Here is a 21,274-nt window from a genome sequence, read left to right on the forward strand (position 1 = left end):
ACAAGTCGGTGATCGGGCTGGAGGGCGGGAGCTGCTCCCGCTGTCAGACCCGGCCGGTACCGTCGGATCATGTCCAGGCAAGAGGCAGAAGCGGACCGCCGATTGGCAACGTTGGAAGGCGTGCTCGAGCGCATCACGTACGCCAACGAGGAGAACGGCTACACGGTCGCCCGGGTCGACACCGGCCGTGGCGGCGGCGATCTGCTGACCGTCGTCGGCGCGCTGCTCGGCGCCCAGGTCGGGGAATCCCTGCGCATGGAGGGCCGCTGGGGCAGCCACCCCCAGTACGGCAAGCAGTTCACCGTCGAGAACTACACGACCGTCCTCCCCGCCACCGTCCAGGGCATCCGCCGCTACCTCGGTTCGGGGCTGGTCAAGGGTATCGGACCCGTCTTCGCCGACCGCATCACCCAGCACTTCGGCCTGGACACCCTGAAGATCATCGAGGAGGAGCCGAAGCGGCTCATCGAGGTGCCCGGCCTCGGCCCCAAGCGGACGAAGAAGATCGCCGACGCCTGGGAGGAGCAGAAGGCGATCAAGGAGGTCATGCTCTTCCTCCAGACCGTCGAGGTGTCCACCTCCATCGCCGTGCGCATCTACAAGAAGTACGGCGACGCCTCCATCTCCGTCGTGAAGAACCAGCCCTACCGCCTCGCCGCCGACGTCTGGGGCATCGGCTTCCTGACCGCCGACAAGATCGCCCAGTCCGTCGGCATCCCGCACGACAGTCCGGAAAGGGTCAAGGCGGGCCTGCAGTACGCCCTTTCGCAGTCCGCCGACCAGGGACACTGCTACCTCCCCGAGGAGCGCCTGATCGTCGACGCGGTCAAGCTCCTCCAGGTGGACACCGGCCTCGTCATCGAGTGCCTCGCCGAGCTGGCGGCGCCCCCTGACGACGGCGACGAGCCCGGTGTCGTACGGGAGAAGGTGCCGGGGCCGGACGGAGGAGAGCCCGTCACCGCCGTCTACCTCGTCCCCTTCCACCGCGCCGAACTCTCCCTCTCCGCCCAGCTGCTGCGCCTCCTGCGCACCGAGGACGACCGGATGCCGTCCTTCCGGGAGGTCGCCTGGGACAAGGCGCTGACCTGGCTGAAGGGCCGCACGGGCGCCGACCTCGCCCCCGAGCAGGAGGCCGCCGTCAAGCTGGCGTTGACGAAGAAGGTCGCCGTCCTCACCGGCGGCCCGGGCTGTGGCAAGTCGTTCACGGTGCGCTCGATCGTGGAGCTGGCCCGCGCCAAGAAGGCGAAGGTCGTCCTCGCCGCCCCCACCGGCCGGGCCGCCAAGCGCCTGGCAGAACTGACCGGCGCCGAGGCCTCCACCGTCCACCGCCTGCTGGAACTCAAGCCCGGCGGTGACGCGGCGTACGACAAGGACCGCCCCCTGGACGCCGACCTCGTGGTCGTGGACGAGGCCTCCATGCTCGACCTCCTCCTTGCCAACAAGCTCGTCAAGGCCGTACCGCCCGGCGCGCATCTTCTCTTCGTCGGCGACGTCGACCAGCTCCCCAGCGTCGGCGCGGGGGAGGTTCTCAGAGACCTCCTGGCCGACGGCAGTCCCGTCCCCGCCGTCCGCCTCACCCGCGTCTTCCGCCAGGCCCAGCAGTCGGGGGTGGTGACGAACGCCCACCGGATCAACGCGGGGCAGCACCCCCTCACCGACGGCATGAAGGACTTCTTCCTCTTCGTCGAGGACGACACGGAGGAGGCCGGCCGGCTCACGGTGGATGTGGCCGCCCGTCGTATCCCGGCCAGATTCGGCCTGGACCCGCGCCGGGAGGTGCAGGTCCTGGCGCCCATGCACCGAGGCCCGGCGGGCGCCGGCACCCTCAACGGACTGCTCCAGCAGGCCATCACGCCGGGCCGCCCGGACCTGCCCGAGAAGCGGTTCGGCGGCCGGGTGTTCCGCGTCGGCGACAAGGTCACCCAGATTCGCAACAATTACGAGAAAGGGAACAACGGTGTCTTCAACGGCACCGTGGGCGTGGTCACCTCGCTCGACCCGGTCGACCAGCGCCTCACGGTGCTGACGGACGAGGACGAGGAGGTTCCGTATGAATTCGACGAACTGGACGAACTGGCACATGCCTACGCGGTGACCATCCACCGCTCGCAGGGAAGTGAGTACCCGGTGGTCGTCATCCCGGTGACCACGGGCGCCTGGATGATGCTTCAGCGCAACCTGCTCTACACGGCGGTCACCCGCGCCAAGAAGCTGGTCGTCCTGGTCGGTTCGCGCAAGGCGATCGGCCAGGCGGTGCGCACGGTGTCGGCGGGACGGCGTTGCACAGCCCTCGACTTCAGGCTCGCGGATCCCCTCCGCAAAAAATGATCGATCAAGCGAGTCGCAAACGTCACACAGTACTTCCGGATGGGAAATCGAGGGGGCAGGATGAGCAGGCTGGCGGCACTGAGTGCCGCCGATAAGCCCAATGGTCGACCCCGAGTGCACTCTCCTGAGCCAAATGGGGGATGGTAGAGACAGTCAGGGCACCTCGAAGATGAGGCACTACGTCGGTGAGGGAAGACGTGAGCGACAACTCTGTAGTACTGCGGTACGACGGCAGCGAGTACACCTACCCGGTGATCGACAGCACCGTCGGGGACAAGGGCTTCGACATCGGCAAGCTCCGGGCCCAGACCGGTCTCGTGACCCTGGACAGCGGTTACGGGAACACGGCCGCCTATAAATCCGCCATCACCTACCTCGACGGCGAGCAGGGCATCCTCCGGTACCGCGGCTACCCGATCGAGCAGCTGGCCGAACGCTCCACCTTCCTGGAGGTGGCCTACCTGCTGATCAACGGTGAGCTGCCGACGGTCGACGAGCTCACCCGGTTCCGGGACGAGATCACGCGGCACACCCTGCTGCACGAGGACGTCAAGAACTTCTACAAGGGCTTCCCGCGCGACGCCCACCCGATGGCCATGCTGTCGTCGGTCGTCTCGGCGCTGTCCACCTTCTACCAGGACAGCCACAACCCGTTCGACGAGACGCAGCGCAACCTCTCCACGATCCGTCTGCTCGCCAAGCTCCCGACGATCGCGGCGTACGCGTACAAGAAGTCGATCGGCCACCCGTTCGTCTACCCGCGCAACGACCTCGGTTACGTCGAGAACTTCCTGCGTATGACCTTCTCGGTGCCGGCTCAGGAGTACGAGCTGGACCCGGTTGTCGTGGCCGCGCTCGACAAGCTGCTGATCCTGCACGCGGACCACGAGCAGAACTGTTCGACCTCGACCGTGCGTCTGGTCGGTTCCTCGCAGGCGAACATGTTCGCCTCGATCTCCGCGGGCATCTCCGCCCTGTGGGGCCCGCTGCACGGTGGCGCCAACCAGTCGGTGCTGGAGATGCTCGAGGGCATCCAGGCCTCCGGCGGCGATGTCGACTCCTTCATCCGCAAGGTGAAGAACAAGGAGGACGGCGTTCGCCTGATGGGCTTCGGCCACCGGGTCTACAAGAACTTCGACCCGCGCGCCAAGATCATCAAGGCTGCCGCACACGATGTCCTGTCGGCCCTCGGCAAGTCCGACGAACTGCTGGACATCGCGCTGAAGCTGGAGGAGCACGCGCTCTCCGACGACTACTTCACCGAGCGCAAGCTGTACCCGAACGTCGACTTCTACACCGGCCTGATCTACCGGGCCATGGGCTTCCCGACCGAGATGTTCACGGTCCTGTTCGCCCTCGGCCGGCTGCCGGGCTGGATCGCCCAGTGGCACGAGATGATCAAGGAGCCGGGTTCCCGCATCGGGCGCCCGCGCCAGATCTACACGGGCGTGGTCGAGCGCGACTTCGTTCCGGTCGAGGAGCGCTGAGCTTCCACTCGCCGGGCCCGCTGGCCGTTCACTGCAACTGGCCCGGCGAGTGAGCCGAAGGGGCACCCCGGAGGCGAACAAACCTCAAAAAAATACAGAAGGCGCCCTGGCATCGGTCCCCCCACGGGCCGACGACCAGGGCGCCTTCCCGTGTCCCGGTGCGGATTCCCCCCACGGGATCCGGCCGGGCGCCTGTGAGACCAGCGCCTGAATCGCTGTGAGCACAATGAGCAGAACTCTTCGTGCTCGGTGGTGCGAACTGTACGGCTGCTGCGGTCTGCCGGGACATCGCACGCTGGGAGGGCCGCTCAAAGCTCCCCGGTGTACGTGTCCCGGCAACGCATCTCTGAGGAAGTCCCCCAAGACATCCCCAGATGCCAGGTGGCGCCCCCCAAGACGCCCTCTGACATCGCCAACTTAGACCTTCGAACCCCTTCGATGGTTACGTTCACATCACTGTGATCTGCGTCTCTTGCATATGTCCTGTTAGATACGCAAGAGGCCCGATATGGCGATCGGGTCTCAAGCGTAAGGAAGATGCGCGAGCCTTGTGAAGAGCTTATGTGAGGCTCGTCTCGGACTCCAGGGGGCCCTGCTTCGGTTTCGTTCCCTCCGGCTTCAGCGGAAGGTCCGCAGCCGGAGGCTGTTCGTCACCACGAAGACCGACGAGAAGGCCATCGTCGCTCCGGCGATCATCGGGTTGAGCAGACCGGCCGCGGCCAGCGGCAGCGCGGCCACGTTGTAGCCGAAGGCCCAGACGAGGTTGCCCTTGATCGTGGCCAGGGTCCGGCGGGACAGCCGGATCGCGTCCGCCGCCACCCGCAGATCCCCGCGCACCAGGGTCAGGTCGCCCGCCTCGATCGCCGCATCGGTGCCGGTGCCCATCGCGAGCCCGAGGTCGGCGGTGGCGAGCGCGGCCGCGTCGTTGACGCCGTCGCCGACCATGGCGACGGTGCGCCCCTCGGCCTGCAGCCGCCTGACCACGTCCACCTTGTCCTCGGGTAGCACCTCGGCGATCACCTCGTCGACCCCGACGGCGTCCGCCACCGCCTCCGCGACGGCCCGGTTGTCCCCGGTCAGCAGCACGGGCGTGAGCCCCAGCGCGCGCAGTTCCCGCACCGCCTCGGCGCTGCTCCCCTTCACGGCGTCCGCGACGGCGAGCACCCCGCGCGCCACCCCGTCCCAGCCGACGACGACGGCCGTACGGCCGCTTCTCTCGGCTCCTTCCTTGGCACGGGCCAACTCCTGCGGAAGCTCGCCGAACAGGCGCCCCACGGCCACCTCGTGGCCGGCCACGTACCCGCGTACGCCCCGCCCGGGCACGTTCTCGAACCGCTCCACCCCCGGCAGCTCCCCGACCCTCCCCCACTCTCGGCTTCGCTCGAGCGGGGGGACCCCCATCTCGGCACCCGCGGCCACCGCCCGGGCGACGGGATGCTCGGAGGCGTGCTCCAGGGCGCCCGCGAGCCGCAGCACCTGCCGCTCGTCGGTGCCCTCGGCGACGTGCACCTCCTGAAGGGTCATGCGGCCGGTGGTCACCGTGCCGGTCTTGTCCAGGACGACGGTGTCGACGCGGCGTGTGGACTCCAGCACCTCGGGTCCCTTGATGAGGATGCCGAGCTGCGCCCCGCGCCCGGTGCCCACCATGAGCGCGGTCGGGGTGGCCAGGCCCAGCGCGCAGGGGCAGGCGATGATCAGCACCGCGACGGCCGCGGTGAAGGCGGCGACGGCGTCGCCGGTCGCGCCGAGCCACGCCCCGAAGGTGGCCGTGGCGATCACCAGGACGACGGGTACGAAGACGCCGGAGATCCGGTCGGCGAGCCGCTGCACCTCCGCCTTGCCGGTCTGCGCCTCCTCGACGAGCCGCGCCATCCGCGCGAGCTGGGTGTCGGCGCCGACCCGGGTGGCCTCGACGACGATGCGGCCCCCGGCGTTCACGGTCGCGCCGGTCACCGCGTCTCCGGCGGTCACGTCCACCGGCACGGACTCGCCGGTCAGCATCGACGCGTCGACGGCGGAGGCGCCCTCGACGACGGTTCCGTCGGTGGCGATCTTCTCTCCGGGGCGTACGACGAACCGGTCGCCGACGGCCAGGTCGGTGACGGGGATGCGGATCTCGCGCCCGTGGCGGAGCACCGCCACGTCCTTCGCGCCGAGCTCCATCAGCGCCCGCAGGGCGGCACCCGCGCGGCGCTTGGAGCGGACTTCCAGATAGCGGCCGAGGAGGATGAACGCGGTGACTCCGGCGGCGACTTCGAGGTAGATCGTCGAGGCGCCGTCGGCGCGCGAGACGGTGAGGCCGAAGCCGTGCCGCATGCCCGGCATGCCCGCGTCGCCGAAGAACAGCGCCCACAGGGACCAGCCGAACGCGGCCAGCGTGCCGATCGACACCAGTGTGTCCATGGTGGCCGCGGCATGCCGGGCGTTCGTCCATGCGGCCCGGTGGAACGGCGCACCGCCCCAGACCACGACGGGGGCGGCGAGGGTGAGGGACAACCACTGCCAGTTGTCGAACTGCAGGGACGGGACCATCGCGAGAAGGACGACGGGGAGGGCGAGCAGCGCGGAGACGATCAGACGGTGCCGCAGGACCGCCAGTTCGGGGTCCGCGTCAGGGGCGGGCGGGGTCTCCTGCTCGCGTACGGGCTGTGGGGGCGGGGGCTCCTCGGCGGTGTAGCCCGTCTGCACCACGGTGGCTATCAGATCGGCGACCTCGGTTCCGGCGGGGTAGCTGATCCGCGCCTTCTCCGTCGCGTAGTTCACCGTGGCGGTGACGCCGTCCATCCGGTTGAGTTTCTTCTCCACGCGGGCCGCGCAGGAGGCGCAGGTCATCCCCCCGATGAGCAGCTCCACTTGGGAGACGTCCGGTGCGGGGGCGGATATGGCGGGCTGGGCGGGGATCTCTGCGGTGCTGGTCATGTGCGGACTCCAGACGACGTCCAGACCGCGGACCGGACCGTACGGGCCGGGGTCGGGTTCGGTGCACGACCGCCGGCCGGTACGGCCCGGTGCCGGGAAAGTGGGTTTCAGGCGTGCCCGGCCAGCTCGAAGCCGGCCTCGTCGACGGCGGCGCGCACGGCTTCCTCGTCCAGCGGTGACTCGGAGACGACGGTGACCTCGCCGGTGGCGGCGACGGCCTGCACCGAGCTGACGCCGGGGATCGCGGAGATCTCGCCGGAGACGGCGCCCTCACAGTGTCCGCAGCTCATCCCGCTCACCTTGTAGACGGCGGTGACGGAACCCGGGGTGTCGGTCTGGGCGGTCATGTCGTTACTCCTCGTCGAGGCGTATGGGGTCGGCGGGGCCCACGATGGTGCCCGTACACCTCAGACTATACCCCTGGGGGGTATGAATCCAAGGCCGGGGTGTTGATCGTGGAGTGGCGGAGCGCGATCGGCCCGGGTAGTGGGCTGCAACCTGTTCCCCGAAGAGTGCACACAAGGCCGCTTTGACTCGATCGTGTGATGGTCCGCTCGCAGGCTTGCGACGCGCTGGGCCGACCGGGTTAGCGTTGCTATGCGATCTGGGACGCAGGGTGCGGCGCCAGCGTGCGGGGCCCCCGCTCCACCAGAGTGATGGTTCGGGGCCTCCCCGGCGCCTCTGGCCGTGCCCATATGGCCAGGTCGCACAGGGAACTGGCCTCCCGGGCTCGGACCACGCACACGATGCGTGTCGCCGCCCCGGGGTCGAGTACGCCGGGGACCAGTGCGCCCAAGACCGTTCGGGGCGTGCGGCTGAGCGGGCTCATTCCCGTTCGGTCCCCAGGAACGGTTCGTTCGCCCAGTACGTGGCGCTGGACCATGCGGACGTGAACCTCGTCGCTGTCCCGGACGGCATGGCCTTCGCGACGGCCGCCTCGCTCGGCTGCCGCTTCGCCACGGCGTTCCGCGCGGTCGTGCAGCAGGGCCGGGTGGCGGCGGGGGAGTGGGTGGCGGTGCACGGCTGCGGGGGCGTGGGCCTGTCGGCGGTGATGATCGCGGCGGCGTCGGGCGCGCGGGTCATCGCCGTGGACGTGTCGCCGCAGGCCCTGGAGCTGGCGCGGAAGTTCGGGGCGAAGGAGTGCGTCGACGCGGGCCGGACGCAGGACACGGTGGCGGCGATCCGTGAGCTGACGGGCGGCGGCGCCCATCTCTCGCTGGACGCCCTCGGCTCCCCCGCCACCTGCGCCGCCTCCGTGGGCGGCCTGCGCCGCCGCGGCCGCCACGTCCAGGTCGGCCTGCTCCCCTCACCCACGGGCACGACTCCCGTCCCCATGGCCCGCGTCATCGCCCTGGAGCTCGAACTCCTCGGCAGCCATGGCATGGCCGCCCGCACCTACCCGCCGATGCTGGAACTGGTGGGCGCGGGCGCCCTCCGCCCCGACCTCCTCGTGACCTCCACCATCTCCCTGGACGCGACCCCGCAGGCGCTGGCGGCCCTGGGTACCGCACCCGGCTCGGGCGTGACGGTCATCGAACCGTGGAGCTGACCTCGAAAGGCTCGCGCGGTCACTCCGTTCTGCGGCCGCGGTTGCCCGGCCGGGAGGCGACCCAGGCGCGGACGGTGTCCGCGTACCAGTAGGGCTTGCCGCCCTCGACGTGGTCGGGCGGAGGCAGCAGTCCGTGCTTGCGGTACGACCGCACGGTGTCCGGCTGCACCCGGATGTGCGCCGCGATCTCCTTGTACGACCAGAGCCTTCGGTCGGTCATGAGCTGTACCTCCCTGCACTGCCGCGGCGTCGGCCGGGAGCGGCCGTCGGGGGAGCCGGGCAGTGCACTGGCGATCACCAAGCCTGTGTCCGGTCAACGACGCAGAGTGAGCGCGGGGAAGCGCCTGTGGGCGGGGTGTGACCCAGGACCCGCGGACTCGCGACATCTGTGACAAGGGAGTGGCTTTTGTGACGCGGGTGCAGCAAAAGACATATGCGAGATCCCTCACTGGTCCGAATGTCTGGACAAACTATTGACAGGCTCCCGTGCGGAGACTAGAAACCGGAGAGAACCGCCGACGACGGCGCGACGGGAACGCGAAGGGATCTCGATGGCGTACGACCTGATCACCATGGGGCGGATCGGCGTGGACCTCTATCCGCTGCAGACCGGTGTCCCGCTCCCGCAGGTGTCGTCCTTCGGCAAGTTTCTCGGCGGATCGGCGACCAACGTCGCGGTCGCCGCCGCCCGCCTGGGCCGCCGTACGGCGGTGATCACCCGCACCGGCGACGACCCCTTCGGCACCTACCTGCACGAAGCACTGCGCGACTTCGGCGTCGACGACCGCTGGGTCACCCCCGTGCCCGGACTGCCCACCCCGGTCACCTTCTGCGAGGTGTTCCCGCCGGACGACTTCCCGCTGTACTTCTACCGGCAGCCCAAGGCCCCCGACCTGGAGATCGACGCCCATGACCTCGATCTCGACGCCATCCGCGAGGCGGGCATCTTCTGGGTCACCGGTACCGGCCTGAGCGAGGAGCCCAGCCGTACGGCGACCCTCGCGGCCCTCGCCCACCGGGCGAAGGCGGGCACGACGGTCTTCGACCTGGACTGGCGCCCGATGTTCTGGAAGGACGAGGCTGAAGCCCGCCCCTTCTACGCCGAAGCCCTGCGCCACACCACCGTCGCGGTCGGCAACCTCGACGAGGTGGAGGTCGCCACCGGCATCCGCGAACCGCACGCCGCCGCCCGCGCCCTCCTCGACGCCGGTGTCGAGCTCGCGGTCGTGAAGCAGGGGCCCAAGGGAGTCCTCGCCGTGCATCGCAGCGGCGAGTCGGCCGAGGTCCCACCGCTCCCGGTCACCGTCCTCAACGGTCTCGGCGCCGGCGACGCCTTCGGCGGCTCCCTCTGCCACGGCCTCCTCGCCGGCTGGGAGCTGGAGAAGATCATGCGCCACGCCAACGCGGCCGGCGCCATCGTCGCATCCCACCTGGAGTGCTCCTCCGCGATGCCGACCCCGGACGAGGTGGCAGCGGTCCTCGCGGCAGGAGCCGTAGGCACCACGGGGGCCGGACAGTGAGCGTCGACGTCGCGGATCTCGTCCGCACCCGCACCCACCACCCCGAGGCGATCGCCGAGGCCGCCGCCCGCCGCGTCCGACGCCCGCTGCTCGGCGAGAGCGGCCGGCTGATGATCGTCGCCGCCGACCACCCCGCCCGCGGCGCCCTCGGGGTCGGCGACCGCAAACTGGCCATGGCCAACCGCGCCGACCTCCTCGAGCGCCTCTGCCTCGCGCTCGGCAGACCCGGCGTCGACGGCGTCCTCGCCACCGCCGACATACTCGACGACCTGCTGCTGCTCGGCGCCCTCGACCACAAGGTCGTCATGGGCTCGATGAACCGCGGCGGACTCCAGGGCGCCCGCTTCGAACTCGACGACCGCTTCACCGGCCACCGCCCCGAGGATCTGCAACGCCTCGGCTTCGACGCCGGCAAGCTGCTGCTGCGGATCGACTACGACGACCCGGGCTCCCTGAACACCCTGGAGGCCACCGCCCGCGCCATCGACGAGATGGCGGCCCGCAGACTCCCCGTCTTCGTCGAGCCGTTCATCTCCCGCCGCGACGCCGACGGGCGGCTGCGCAACGACCTGTCCGCCGACGCCGTCACCCGGTCCATCGCCATCGCCTCCGGCCTCGGCGGCAGTTCGGCGTACACCTGGCTGAAGGTGCCGGTCACCGACAACCCCGACGACATGGCGCGGGTCATGGAGACGACGACGCTGCCCGCCGTGCTCCTGGGCGGTGAGGTCGGGGACGATCAGGACGGCGCGTACGAGAAGTGGCGCGGCGCGCTGCAACTGCCCACCGTGCGGGGCCTGGTGGTCGGCCGTTCGCTGCTGTACCCGGCGGACGGCGATGTGGCCGCCGCCGTGGACACCGCCGTAGGACTGCTGTGAGGGCCGCATGAGCAACGAGTTGTACGTCCCGAAGGGCACCACCGCCGACGCGTACCACACGCTCGACATCGACCCGAAGTTGGCCGGCTGGACGCACAGCAGCCTGCGGATCGTCGAGTTGGAGCCGGGTGGCACCCATACCTTCACCACCGGGGACAGCGAGTGGATCGTGCTGCCCCTGCAGGGCGGTTGTACGGTGCAGGTCATGGACGAGGTGTTCCGCCTCCTGGGGCGGGACAGCGTGTTCGCCTCGGTCACCGACTTCGCCTACGTGCCTCGCGACGCCCAGGCACAGATCTCCTCCGGCGCGGGAGGCCGCTTCGCCCTGGCAGGAGCGAAGTGCGAGCGACGACTCCCCGCCCGCTACGGCCCCGCGCCGGAGGTCCCCGTCGAGCAGCGCGGCAGCGGTACCTGCACCCGCCATGTGCGCAACTTCGCCTCCGCCGACGCCTTCCAGTGCGACAAGCTCATCGCCGTCGAGGTGATCACGCCCGGCGGCAACTGGTCCTCGTACCCGCCGCACAAGCACGACGAGCACCGGCCGGGCGAGGAGTCGCAACTGGAGGAGATCTACTACTTCGAGATCGACGGCCCGAACGGGTTCGGCTATCAGCGCGTGTTCCCCTCGCGCGACGGCGGATCCGACGTCCTCGCCGAGGTCCGCTCCGGCGACGCCGTCCTCGTCCCCGACGGCTGGCACGGCCCGTCCATCGCCCAGCCCGGCCACGACATGTACTACCTGAACGTCATGGCGGGACCGGGCGAGACCCGGGAGTGGCGGATCTGCTTCCACCCGGACCACGTCGAAAGCACAGGGGGTTACCGATGACCACCAGGCTCACGGTCGCACAGGCGCTCGTACGCTTCCTCGCCGCCCAGTACACGGAGCGGGACGGCGTACGGCAGCGGCTCATCGGCGCCACCTGGGGCATCTTCGGCCACGGCAACGTCGCCGGGATCGGCCAGGCGCTCGTCGAGTACGCGGACGTCATGCCGTACCACCAGGGCCGCAACGAACAGGCGATGGTGCACGCGGCGGTCGGCTACGCCCGCCAGTCCAATCGCCTGTCCACGCACGCGGTGACGACGTCGATCGGCCCGGGCGCCACCAACCTGGTCACCGGCGCCGCCCTCGCGACCATCAACCACCTCCCGGTCCTGCTCCTCCCCGGCGACATCTTCGCCACCCGCCCCGCCGACCCGGTCCTCCAGCAGCTCGAAGTGCCGTACGCGGGCGACGTGTCGGTCAACGACTCCCTGCGCCCGGTGTCGAAGTACTTCGACCGGATCACCCGGCCGGAAGCCCTGATCCCGGCCGCGCTGCAGGCCATACGCGTGCTCACCGACCCGATCGAGACGGGCGCGGTCACGCTCGCGCTGCCCCAGGACGTGCAGGCCGAGGCGTACGACTGGCCGGAGGACTTCTTCGCCGAGCGCACCTGGGTCGTACGCCGTCCGGGCGCCGATCCGACCGAACTCGCCGAGGCCGTGAACGCGATCCGCGCGGCCCGTCGCCCGCTGCTGATCGCGGGCGGTGGCGTCCACCACAGCCACGCCGAGGAGGCCCTCGCCGAGTTCGCGGAGGCCACCGGCATCCCGGTCGCCTCCACCCAGGCCGGCAAGGGCTCGTTGCCGTACGACCACCCCCAGGACGTCGGCGGCATCGGCCACACCGGCACGGCCACCGCGGACGAACTCGCCCGCACCGCCGACCTGGTGATCGGCGTCGGCACCCGCTACACCGACTTCACCACGGCCTCCGGCACGCTGTTCACGGGTGACGGTGTCCGCTTCCTCAACCTCAACGTCGCCCCGTACGACGGTCACAAGCTCGCCGGAATGCCCCTGATCGCGGACGCCCGCAGCGGCCTCCAGGAACTGACCCAGTCCCTGGGAATGCACGAGTACCGGGTCACGGACGCGTACGTCACCGAGTACACGGAGGACAAGGAGCGCTGGGAGCAGCGCGTCGACGCCTGCTACGAGGCCGAGGAGCCGGACGTACGGCCGACGCAGCCGCAGGTGCTCGGCGCGCTGGACGCGATCGTCGACGAGTCGGACGTGATCATCAACGCGGCCGGTTCGCTCCCCGGCGACCTGCACAAGCTGTGGCGGGCGCGGTCGTACGACCAGTACCACCTGGAGTACGGCTACTCCTGCATGGGCTACGAGATCCCGGCCGCGATCGGTGTGAAGCTCGCCGCCCCGGACCGGCCGGTGTGGGCGCTGGTCGGCGACGGCACCTACCTGATGATGCCGACGGAGATCGTGACCGCCGTGCAGGAGGGCATCGCGATCAAGGTACTGCTGGTGCAGAACCACGGGTACGCGTCGATCGGAGGCCTGTCGGAGGAAACGGGCGGCGAGCGCTTCGGCACCGCCTACCGCTATCGCGTGGGCGACGGGACGTTCTCCGGAGCCCCGCTCCCGGTCGACCTGGCCGCCAACGCGGCCAGCCTGGGCATGCGGGTGCTGCGGGCGAAGACCGTACGCGACCTGCGGGCGGCGCTCGCCGAGGCGCGGGCCGCCGACACTCCCACATGTGTCTACGTGGAGACCGAAACGGCAGACACAGTGTCGGGCGCGCCTCCGGCGCAGGCCTGGTGGGATGTACCCGTGGCCGAGACCGCGACCCGAGCGTCCGCGGTCAAGGCCCGTGAGCTGTACGAACGGCACGTCTCGACCCGACGCCGCCATCTGTGAAGGAGCAACTGGGCATGACGAAGATCGTCAACCACTGGATCGGCGGCAAGTCCGTCGAAGGCGCGTCGGGCACGTACGGTCCGGTCACGGACCCGGCGACCGGCGCGGTCACCACGAAGGTCGCGTTCGCGTCCGTCGACGAGGTCGACGCCGCGGTGGCCGCCGCCAAGGAGGCCTACGCCACCTGGGGCCAGTCCTCGCTGGCCCAGCGCACGTCCATCCTGTTCAGGTTCCGGGCACTGCTGGACGAGCACCGCGACGAGATCGCCGAGCTGATCACCGCCGAGCACGGCAAGGTGCACTCCGACGCCCTCGGTGAGGTGGCGCGCGGCCTGGAGATCGTCGACCTCGCCTGCGGTATCAACGTGCAGCTCAAGGGCGAGCTGTCCACGCAGGTGGCGAACCGGGTGGACGTGGCCGCGATCCGGCAGCCGCTGGGTGTGGTCGCCGGCATCACGCCGTTCAACTTCCCGGCGATGGTGCCGATGTGGATGTTCCCGCTGGCCATCGCGTGCGGCAACACGTTCGTGCTGAAGCCCAGCGAGAAGGACCCGTCGGCGTCGATCCGCCTCGCCGAGCTGCTGGCCGAGGCCGGGCTGCCGGACGGTGTCTTCAACGTCGTGCACGGTGACAAGGTGGCCGTCGACCGCCTCTTGGAGCACCCCGACGTCAAGGCCGTCTCCTTCGTCGGCTCCACCCCGATCGCCCGCTACATCCACACCACCGCCTCCGCGGGCGGCAAGCGCGTCCAGGCCCTCGGCGGCGCCAAGAACCACATGCTGGTCCTGCCGGACGCCGACCTGGACGCGGCGGCCGACGCGGCCGTGTCCGCCGCCTACGGCTCCGCGGGCGAGCGCTGTATGGCGATCTCCGCGGTCGTCGCGGTCGGCGCGATCGGCGACGAGCTGGTGGAGAAGATCCGCGAGCGCGCCGAGAAGATCAAGATCGGCCCGGGCAACGACCCGGCCTCCGAGATGGGCCCGCTGATCACCGCGGCCCACCGCGACAAGGTGGCGTCGTACGTCGAGGGCGCGGCGGCGGAAGGCGCCGAGGTCGTCCTGGACGGCACCGGCTACACGGTCGACGGCTTCGAGGACGGCCACTGGATCGGCATCTCGCTGCTCGACAAGGTGCCGACCAGCGCGAAGGCCTACCAGGACGAGATCTTCGGCCCGGTGCTGTGCGTGCTGCGCGTGGACACCTACGAGGACGGCGTGGCGCTCATCAACAACTCGCCGTTCGGCAACGGCACCGCGATCTTCACCCGGGACGGCGGCGCCGCCCGCCGCTTCCAGCTGGAGATCGAGGCCGGCATGGTCGGCGTGAACGTCCCGATCCCGGTTCCCGTCGGCTACCACTCCTTCGGCGGCTGGAAGGACTCCCTCTTCGGCGACCACCACATCTACGGCAACGACGGCACGCACTTCTACACGCGCGGCAAGGTCGTCACCACCCGCTGGCCGGACCCGGCGGACGCCCCGGCGGGCGTCGACCTGGGCTTCCCGCGCAACCACTGAGGAAGCAGCGGCCACCTGAGGCCGTACGGCCGCCGAGCCGGGGATCAGCCCTGCTGCTCGGCGGCCCTCTTCACCCGCCGGAGAGGCGACCAGCCTTCACGCCCGAGGCCGGCGGTGCCGAACCGCGGGCAACGAGGACGATGAGGTCGCGCAACCGCTCGGCGTACAGCCGCATGTTCTTGTACGCGATGTCGGTGTCCGGGTAGCGGCACGCGAACCACAGGCCCTCGTGGAGCCTGTTGAGCCACACGCACACCTGGTCGCCGTACGACACCCTGATCAGTCCGTACGCCGCCAGCTCGGACCAGCGCCCGGAACCGGGGATGCCCCGGGCATCGACGAACGAGACGATCGAGTACAGGTCGGGCGACGTCGGACGGAAGTCCGAGCCGAGCAGGCGGAGCACCCGGGCGAGGGGCATCCGGGCCAGCGGCCTGCTGGTCTGCAGCTGGCTGCGCACGGTCTTCAGGAGGGTCGGGAAGTCGGCGGCCGGCACCAGGGGAACCTCGATCGGCGCGCCGCCGACATACCAGCCGACCGAGTCCGACCACTGGGACTTCACCCTGGTGTGGAACGGCACGACCGTGCGATACACGGACTGCCCGCCGATCTCCCGGACGATGATGCTCGTGGCGGCCAGGGCGCCGACCAGGCTTCCGCCGTAGGGCCGGCAGTACGCCTCGAAGGCGGCGGCGTCGTCCGGGCTCACGAGCATCTCGGACATGAGCTTCTGGGTGGGCAGCGGGCCGCCGGGAACCACACCGAGATCGACGGGGAAGCTCGGCAGCCTGCCGTCGCACCGCTGGATGAACTCCCGCCAGCGGGCGACGATCTCATGGGTCTCGTCGATCCGGTCCGCATCCGCCCGCTCGATTTCGCAGAAGTCGATGTAACTGCTCGCCGGTGTCCGCTCCACGGTACGGCCCGCCACGTTCGCCGCGTAGAGCTCATGGACCTCGGCGGGGATGCGCTGGATCGAGTAGGAGTCGACGTTGCTGTGGTCGAAGGCCATGTACACGCTGGTGCAGTCGTCCCGGACGACCGCCGTGTAGATGAGGTTCGGCCAGCCGAGCGCGTCCGCCGCGACGTCGAAGCGGTCCTGCAGGTGCCGGACCAGCTTCGCCGGTTCGGGGAAGTCGCCGACGACCTCGCGCTGCAGCGACACCGCCCCGGTGTCGAGCGTGAACCGGCGCATCTCGCCGTCCCGCAGACGGAAGCCGCTGCGCAGCGTCTCGTGGCGGAGGGTCCAGCTGCGCAGTGCGTCCTCCAGCGCGCCCAGGTCGATCCGGCCCGGGATGTCGAACGCTGTGCCGAGCCAGGTCGGCACGAACAGGCCGTCCTCACGCACGGACCGGGCGGTGCGGATGTGCGACTCCTGGATGTACGCCGGTGGTCGGGAGTCGTCCGGCAGGCCCGCCGCCGCCTGAACGGTCGCCGGACTGAGCGTCCACTCGATGAGCCGTCCGGGCCGGACCTCGCACCGCTGGATGTCTGTGATGCGCACAGGGCGTCTCCGTTCGCAGGGGGGGGCGGATCTTCAAGGATCTGATGCACATACGCCGGAAACGTGTTGATTTGCGCCCTTTCAGCGGATCGAGTGGTGCCTCGAACGCCAGTGCCCCACCTGGTGGGCGGTCGGTGAGGTCGTACCACGGCCGCAGTACGCGGAAAGGGGCGTGTACGCCCATGGGAGGTGTGGGGGTTCGGTCTCCGGTCGACAACATGCCGACAGGTTCGCCCCGTACCGTTGACGCATGGATCTTCGACTGCCCGCATGGCGTGGGCTACAGCGGCCGCGGCGGATCGTCGCGGCCGCGGCCGCGGTCGTGGTGCTCGCCGGTGCCGGTACGTGGACGGCCGTCGCCGACGACGACGCGCCCGCGGTGCGCCGCGCCGACCGGGTGATGGCCATGGGCGACGGGGTGCGCCTCGACACCTCGTACTTCACCTCGGGCTCGGACGGCCGTCGGCCCGCCGTCCTGCTGGCGCACGGCTTCGGCGGCAGCAAGGACGACGTACGGCAGCAGGCGGAGGACCTGGCGAGAGACGGGTACGCGGTGCTGACCTGGTCGGCGCGCGGGTTCGGCGACTCGACCGGGAAGATCGGGCTGAACGGTCCCGACGCCGAGGTCGCCGACGTCTCCCGGCTGATCGACTGGCTGGCCGAGCAGCCCCAGGTACAGCTCGACAGGAGCGGCGACCCGCGCGTGGGCATGGCAGGAGCGTCGTACGGCGGCGCGATCTCCCTGCTCGGCGCCGGGAACGACGACCGGGTGGACGCCATCGCCCCGGCGGTCACGTACTGGAACCTCGCGGACGCCCTCTTCCCGAACGGTGTGTTCAAGGAGCTGTGGGCCGGGATCTTCGTCAACTCCGGCGGCGGCTGCGCCGAGTTCGAGCCGCGGCTGTGCGAGATGTACGAGCGGGTCGCCGAGTCCGGCACCCCGGACACCGAGGCGCGGGAACTGCTTCAGGCCCGCTCGCCGTCGGCGGTCGGCGACCGCATCAAGGTGCCGACGCTCCTGGTGCAGGGCCAGACCGACTCCCTCTTCCCGCTCGGCCAGGCCGACGCGGCGGCCAGGGCCATCAAGGCGAACGGCGCCTCCGTGGACGTCGACTGGATCGCCGGCGGCCATGACGGCGGCGACATGGAGGTGAGCCGCGTCCAGGCGCGCGTGCAGTCCTGGTTCGACCGGTACCTCAAGGACGACAAGGGCGCCGATACCGGTCCTGCCTTCCGGGTCACGCGCACCGGAGGTGTCGACTCCACCGACGGCGAGGCCCTGCTGCGGGGCGCGAGCGCGGACGCGTATCCGGGCCTGGAGAGCGGACAGCGCTCGGTGGAACTGACCGGACGCGAGCAGACCTTCGACAATCCGCCCGGCGCCGGCCCGCCCGCCGTCTCCGCGCTCCCCGGCCTCGGCGGCGCCGGCGGCCTCGCCCAGCTGTCCTCGCTGGGTGTAGGGGTGTCCCTCGACTTCCCGGGCCAGTACGCGCGCTTCGAGTCGGCGCCGGCCGGCGACGACCTGCGCATCACCGGATCGCCGACGGTGACCGTCCACGTGCAGTCCAGCAGCGACGACGCGGTCCTGTTCGCCAAGGTGTACGACGTCGGCGCCGACGGCACCCAGCAGGTGCTGCCCTCCCAGCTGGTGACCCCCCTCAGGATCGAGGGCGCCAGGTCCGGCAAGGACGTGACGATCACGCTCCCGGCGATCGACCACGAGGTCGACAAGGGCCACCGGCTGCGCCTGGTCCTCGCCTCGACCGACCTCGCGTACGCCTCCCCGGCCGCCCCGGCGACGTACACCGTCTCCCTGAAGAGCGACCTGACGATCCCGACGGCCCCCGGCGTCACGACCGCCGCCGCCCCGCTGCCGGCGTGGGTGTGGTGGCTGCCGCTGACCGGCGCCGTGATCGCCCTGGCGCTGCTGCTCTCGGCCCGCCGCCGCACCGCCACGCCGGCCCCGGACCCTGCCTTGTCCGACGTCCCGCTCCAGATCACCGACCTGAGCAAGCGGTACGCGAAGTCGGCGGACCGGTACGCGGTCAAGGACCTGTCCTTCCGCGTGGAGAAGGGCCAGGTGCTCGGCCTGCTCGGCCCCAACGGCGCGGGCAAGACGACGACCCTGCGCATGCTGATGGGCCTGATCAAGCCGGACGGCGGCGAGATCCGCGTCTTCGGCCACGCGATCCGCCCCGGCGCGCCGGTGCTGTCCCGGGTGGGCGCCTTCGTCGAGGGCGCGGGCTTCCTGCCGCATCTGTCCGGCCGCGAGAACCTGGAGCTGTACTGGCGGGCCACCGGCCGCCCGGCCGAGGACGCCCACCTGGACGAGGCCCTGGAGATCGCCGGTCTCGGCGACGCACTGGCCCGCGCGGTGCGTACGTACTCCCAGGGCATGCGCCAGCGCCTGGCCATCGCCCAGGCCATGCTCGGCCTGCCTGACCTGCTCATCCTCGACGAACCCACCAACGGCCTCGACCCGCCCCAGATCCGCGAGATGCGCGAGGTGATGATCCGGTACGCGGCGGCCGGCCGTACGGTGATCGTCTCCAGCCACCTCCTGGCGGAGGTCGAGCAGTCCTGTACGCATCTCGTGGTGATGGACCGGGGCAGGCTCGTGCAGGCGGGCCCGGTCGGCGAGATCGTCGGCTCCGGCGACACCCTCCTCGTCGGCACCGCCGTGCCCGTGGAGGAGCCGGTCGCCGAGAAGGTCGCCGCCCTGCCGGGCGTCGCCTCCGCCGTCCTCACCGACGACGGGCTCCTCGTCCGCCTCGACCCCGACGGCAGCCCGGCCCGCCTGGTCGCCGAACTCGTACGGCTCGAAGTGCCCGTCGCGTCGGTCGGCCCGCACCGCCGCCTGGAAGACGCCTTCCTCACCCTGATCGGAGGTTCCGCATGAGCACGCTCGCCGAGCGCACCGAGGTCGCCTCCGGTTACCGGGCGGGCCGTACGCTGCCCCTCCGGGTCGAGCTGGTCCGCCAGTTGAAACGGCGCCGCACGCTGGTCATGTTCGGCATCCTCGCCGTCCTGCCGTTCGTGCTGGTCGTCGCGTTCGCGATCGGCGGCGAGCCGGACGCCGGCGGCGACCGGATCACGCTGATGGACTCGGCGACCGCGTCCGCCGCCAACTTCGCCGCGGTCAACCTCTTCGTCTCCGCGGGCTTCCTGCTGGTGGTCCCGGTGGCCCTGTTCTGCGGGGACACGGTCGCCTCGGAGGCCAGCTGGTCGTCCCTGCGCTATCTGCTGGCGGCGCCCGTGCCGCGAGCCCGGCTGCTGTGGTCCAAGCTGGTCGTCGGGCTCGGCCTGAGCCTGGCCGCGATGGTGCTGCTGCCCGTCGTCGCGCTGGCCGTCGGCATCGCCGCCTATGGCTGGGGCCCGCTGCAGATCCCCACCGGCGGTGCGCTCGACGCGGGCACCGCGGCCCAGCGGCTCGTGGTGGTCGTGGCGTTCATCTTCGTGTCGCAACTGGTCACCGCAGGGCTGGCGTTCTGGCTGTCGACCAAGACCGACGCCCCCCTGGGCGCGGTCGGCGGCGCGGTCGGCCTGACCATCGTCGGCAACGTCCTCGACGCGGTGACCGCCCTCGGCGACTGGCGCCACTTCCTGCCCGCGCACTGGCAGTTCGCCTGGGCGGACGCCGTCCAGCCCAGCCCCGAGTGGTCCGGCATGATCCAGGGCACCGCGATTTCCATTACATACGCACTCGTGCTTTTCGCCCTGGCCTTCCGGGGTTTCGCTCGCAAGGACGTGGTGTCGTAGCCGGTCAGGCGGCGATTTCACAGGGCGCGGCCCCACTGATGTCCGGGCCTTTCCGAATGCGGCGCGGTCCAACCGGGTGAACCTGCGCAACCAATTCTCGGGCGCCGGGTTGATGAAGCCGTAGGGCATGCGACGCCATGAGAGGGGAAAGCGCAGTGCTCAGTTGAGGCAATCGTCGCCGCAGAGGCCGCCGCTTTTTCTGCCAACTTCATCACTGCGCTGAACCCGGCGATCGGCAGCAGGCCGGCCTTGGACGTCGATCTCCGTTCCAGGGCCGGCTTTCCCAATTCTTCGAGCAGGAAAGACAACCACATTGCGACAGACCCTGAGCAGGGGAGTGTTCGCGGCGGCCGCCGCCACGGGCATTCTGTCCCTGTACGGCAGCTCCGCTCTCGCCGGCACCAACGCGGCAGGAGCCGCCGAGGAGGCTTCCGGCGTGCTGACCGGGAACAGCTTGAAGGTCCCGGTCAAGGTGCCGCTGGACCTCTGCGGCAAAACCGTCGATGCGGTCGCGGCACTCAACGACGCGTTCGGCAACGTCTGCGGCAACACCTCGGACAAGAAGGCGGTCAAGAAGAAGGCCACCATGTCGTCCGAGTCCGCGTACGACGCCTCCGGCGACGACTCCACCGACGTATACGCGACTCAAGTCGCCAAGGACGCTTCCGGCGTGCTGACCGGGAACGACCTGGAGGTGCCGGTCGAGGTGCCGGTGAAGGCGTGCGGCATCAGCGGCGATGTCCTCGCGGCGCTCGACCAGGTGGCCGGTAACCCCTGCTCGTACGGCGACGGCGGCTACGACACCGACGAGGTCACCACTCCGAAGCCGAGTGAGCCGCCCACGCTCAGCACTCCCACCCCGCGTGCCCCGCGGGCCGAGGAGACGCCGCGTGCCCGTCAGATGCCTCCGGCCGAGGTGGAGCTCGGCGAGTCGGGCCAGTTGGCCGAGACCGGCGGTGGGGCGCTGATGGCGGCCTCGGCCGCCAGTGCCGCACTGCTCGCGGGCGGGGTCCTGGTGTACCGCCGCGCCCGCGCCACCTCCCACCGGTAGGTGCTCCCGGGTGCCGGACGCGTCCCGTCCGGCACCCGCACCCACTCCACAAGGACCGA

Annotated in this window: 15 protein-coding genes; 11 read left to right on the plus strand and 4 right to left on the minus strand. The window is 70.5% G+C overall.

From position 1 onward, the window contains the following. Nucleotides 1-69 precede the first annotated feature (69 nt). Nucleotides 70-2,328: an SF1B family DNA helicase RecD2 gene (gene recD2 / locus ACKTSN_RS30305; protein WP_409472010.1), complete on the plus strand. Its 2,259-nt coding sequence runs from the start codon at nucleotides 70-72 to the stop codon at nucleotides 2,326-2,328. Nucleotides 2,329-2,525: 197 nt separating this feature from the next. Beyond that, a complete protein-coding gene (locus ACKTSN_RS30310; RefSeq protein ID WP_224736656.1) occupies nucleotides 2,526-3,815 on the plus strand; it encodes a citrate synthase in 1,290 nt (429 codons plus the stop codon). A 618-nt stretch (nucleotides 3,816-4,433) separates the two neighbouring features. Here the strand turns inward: ACKTSN_RS30310 and ACKTSN_RS30315 are convergent. Together ACKTSN_RS30315 and ACKTSN_RS30320 are read right to left on the minus strand one after the other, a co-directional pair. Further along, nucleotides 4,434-6,734 (minus strand): heavy metal translocating P-type ATPase, encoded by a 2,301-nt coding sequence (locus tag ACKTSN_RS30315; protein WP_409472011.1) that lies wholly within the window; start codon nucleotides 6,732-6,734, stop codon nucleotides 4,434-4,436. A gap of 107 nt (nucleotides 6,735-6,841) precedes the next feature. Next, nucleotides 6,842-7,081: a heavy-metal-associated domain-containing protein gene (locus ACKTSN_RS30320; protein WP_409472012.1), complete on the minus strand. Its 240-nt coding sequence runs from the start codon at nucleotides 7,079-7,081 to the stop codon at nucleotides 6,842-6,844. Nucleotides 7,082-7,338: 257 nt separating this feature from the next. On the opposite strand from ACKTSN_RS30320, the gene ACKTSN_RS30325 reads away from it, so the two are divergent. After that, nucleotides 7,339-8,283 carry a zinc-binding dehydrogenase gene (locus ACKTSN_RS30325; protein WP_409474963.1) on the plus strand — a complete coding sequence of 315 codons (945 nt, stop codon included), beginning with the start codon at nucleotides 7,339-7,341 and terminating at the stop codon, nucleotides 8,281-8,283. Nucleotides 8,284-8,302: 19 nt separating this feature from the next. On the opposite strand, the gene ACKTSN_RS30330 is transcribed toward ACKTSN_RS30325, so the two are convergent. Next, nucleotides 8,303-8,503, minus strand: coding sequence for a helix-turn-helix transcriptional regulator (locus tag ACKTSN_RS30330; RefSeq protein ID WP_053763086.1), 201 nt, complete (start codon nucleotides 8,501-8,503; stop codon nucleotides 8,303-8,305). Nucleotides 8,504-8,834: 331 nt separating this feature from the next. Between ACKTSN_RS30330 and iolC the strand changes: the two genes are divergently transcribed. From iolC to mmsA, 5 genes are read left to right on the plus strand one after another with little or no spacing between them, the layout of a single operon-like run. Further along, a complete protein-coding gene (gene iolC / locus ACKTSN_RS30335) occupies nucleotides 8,835-9,803 on the plus strand; it encodes a 5-dehydro-2-deoxygluconokinase (RefSeq protein ID WP_409472013.1) in 969 nt (322 codons plus the stop codon). After that, complete coding sequence (locus ACKTSN_RS30340) at nucleotides 9,800-10,681, plus strand: Cgl0159 family (beta/alpha)8-fold protein (protein WP_409472014.1); 882 nt, start codon at nucleotides 9,800-9,802, stop codon at nucleotides 10,679-10,681. Before iolC ends, ACKTSN_RS30340 begins: the two co-directional genes overlap by 4 nt. A gap of 7 nt (nucleotides 10,682-10,688) precedes the next feature. Continuing rightward, nucleotides 10,689-11,510 carry a 5-deoxy-glucuronate isomerase gene (gene iolB, locus ACKTSN_RS30345; protein ID WP_409472015.1) on the plus strand — a complete coding sequence of 274 codons (822 nt, stop codon included), beginning with the start codon at nucleotides 10,689-10,691 and terminating at the stop codon, nucleotides 11,508-11,510. Next, a complete protein-coding gene (iolD, locus tag ACKTSN_RS30350) occupies nucleotides 11,507-13,384 on the plus strand; it encodes a 3D-(3,5/4)-trihydroxycyclohexane-1,2-dione acylhydrolase (decyclizing) (protein WP_409472016.1) in 1,878 nt (625 codons plus the stop codon). The genes iolB and iolD overlap by 4 nt, the downstream gene beginning before the upstream one ends. Before the next feature lie 14 nt (nucleotides 13,385-13,398). After that, nucleotides 13,399-14,901 (plus strand): CoA-acylating methylmalonate-semialdehyde dehydrogenase, encoded by a 1,503-nt coding sequence (gene mmsA / locus ACKTSN_RS30355; RefSeq protein ID WP_409472017.1) that lies wholly within the window; start codon nucleotides 13,399-13,401, stop codon nucleotides 14,899-14,901. Nucleotides 14,902-14,971: 70 nt separating this feature from the next. On the opposite strand, the gene ACKTSN_RS30360 is transcribed toward mmsA, so the two are convergent. Further along, complete coding sequence (locus tag ACKTSN_RS30360; RefSeq protein ID WP_409472018.1) at nucleotides 14,972-16,405, minus strand: condensation domain-containing protein; 1,434 nt, start codon at nucleotides 16,403-16,405, stop codon at nucleotides 14,972-14,974. A gap of 250 nt (nucleotides 16,406-16,655) precedes the next feature. Between ACKTSN_RS30360 and ACKTSN_RS30365 the strand changes: the two genes are divergently transcribed. The 3 genes from ACKTSN_RS30365 (at nucleotide 16,656) to ACKTSN_RS30375 (ending at nucleotide 21,215) form a co-directional block, all read left to right on the plus strand. Continuing rightward, nucleotides 16,656-19,304, plus strand: coding sequence for a CocE/NonD family hydrolase (locus ACKTSN_RS30365; protein WP_409472019.1), 2,649 nt, complete (start codon nucleotides 16,656-16,658; stop codon nucleotides 19,302-19,304). After that, the gene (locus ACKTSN_RS30370) at nucleotides 19,301-20,164 is read left to right on the plus strand and encodes an ABC transporter permease (protein ID WP_409472020.1); all 864 of its coding nucleotides are present in this window, start codon (nucleotides 19,301-19,303) and stop codon (nucleotides 20,162-20,164) included. Before ACKTSN_RS30365 ends, ACKTSN_RS30370 begins: the two co-directional genes overlap by 4 nt. A 313-nt stretch (nucleotides 20,165-20,477) precedes the next feature. Further along, on the plus strand, nucleotides 20,478-21,215 hold the full coding sequence (locus ACKTSN_RS30375; protein ID WP_409472021.1) for a chaplin: 738 nt from the start codon (nucleotides 20,478-20,480) through the stop codon (nucleotides 21,213-21,215). The last annotated feature ends 59 nt before the right edge of the window (nucleotides 21,216-21,274 follow it).

It is taken from the genome of Streptomyces flavusporus (genome assembly GCF_046267975.1).
GTDB classification, from domain to species: Bacteria; Actinomycetota; Actinomycetes; order Streptomycetales; family Streptomycetaceae; genus Streptomyces; species Streptomyces flavusporus.

Bases quoted from the DNA above. Each gene is read 5' to 3' on its own strand.
- iolD (WP_409472016.1), top strand. From the start codon at position 11,507: ATGACCACCAGGCTCACGGTCGCACAGGCGCTCGTACGCTTCCTCGCC.
- recD2 (WP_409472010.1), top strand. From the start codon at position 70: ATGTCCAGGCAAGAGGCAGAAGCGGACCGCCGATTGGCAACGTTGGAA.
- ACKTSN_RS30320 (WP_409472012.1), bottom strand. From the start codon at position 7,081: ATGACCGCCCAGACCGACACCCCGGGTTCCGTCACCGCCGTCTACAAG.
- ACKTSN_RS30365 (WP_409472019.1), top strand. From the start codon at position 16,656: ATGGATCTTCGACTGCCCGCATGGCGTGGGCTACAGCGGCCGCGGCGG.
- ACKTSN_RS30315 (WP_409472011.1), bottom strand. From the start codon at position 6,734: ATGACCAGCACCGCAGAGATCCCCGCCCAGCCCGCCATATCCGCCCCC.
- iolB (WP_409472015.1), top strand. From the start codon at position 10,689: ATGAGCAACGAGTTGTACGTCCCGAAGGGCACCACCGCCGACGCGTAC.
- mmsA (WP_409472017.1), top strand. From the start codon at position 13,399: ATGACGAAGATCGTCAACCACTGGATCGGCGGCAAGTCCGTCGAAGGC.
- ACKTSN_RS30330 (WP_053763086.1), bottom strand. From the start codon at position 8,503: ATGACCGACCGAAGGCTCTGGTCGTACAAGGAGATCGCGGCGCACATC.
- iolC (WP_409472013.1), top strand. From the start codon at position 8,835: ATGGCGTACGACCTGATCACCATGGGGCGGATCGGCGTGGACCTCTAT.
- ACKTSN_RS30370 (WP_409472020.1), top strand. From the start codon at position 19,301: ATGAGCACGCTCGCCGAGCGCACCGAGGTCGCCTCCGGTTACCGGGCG.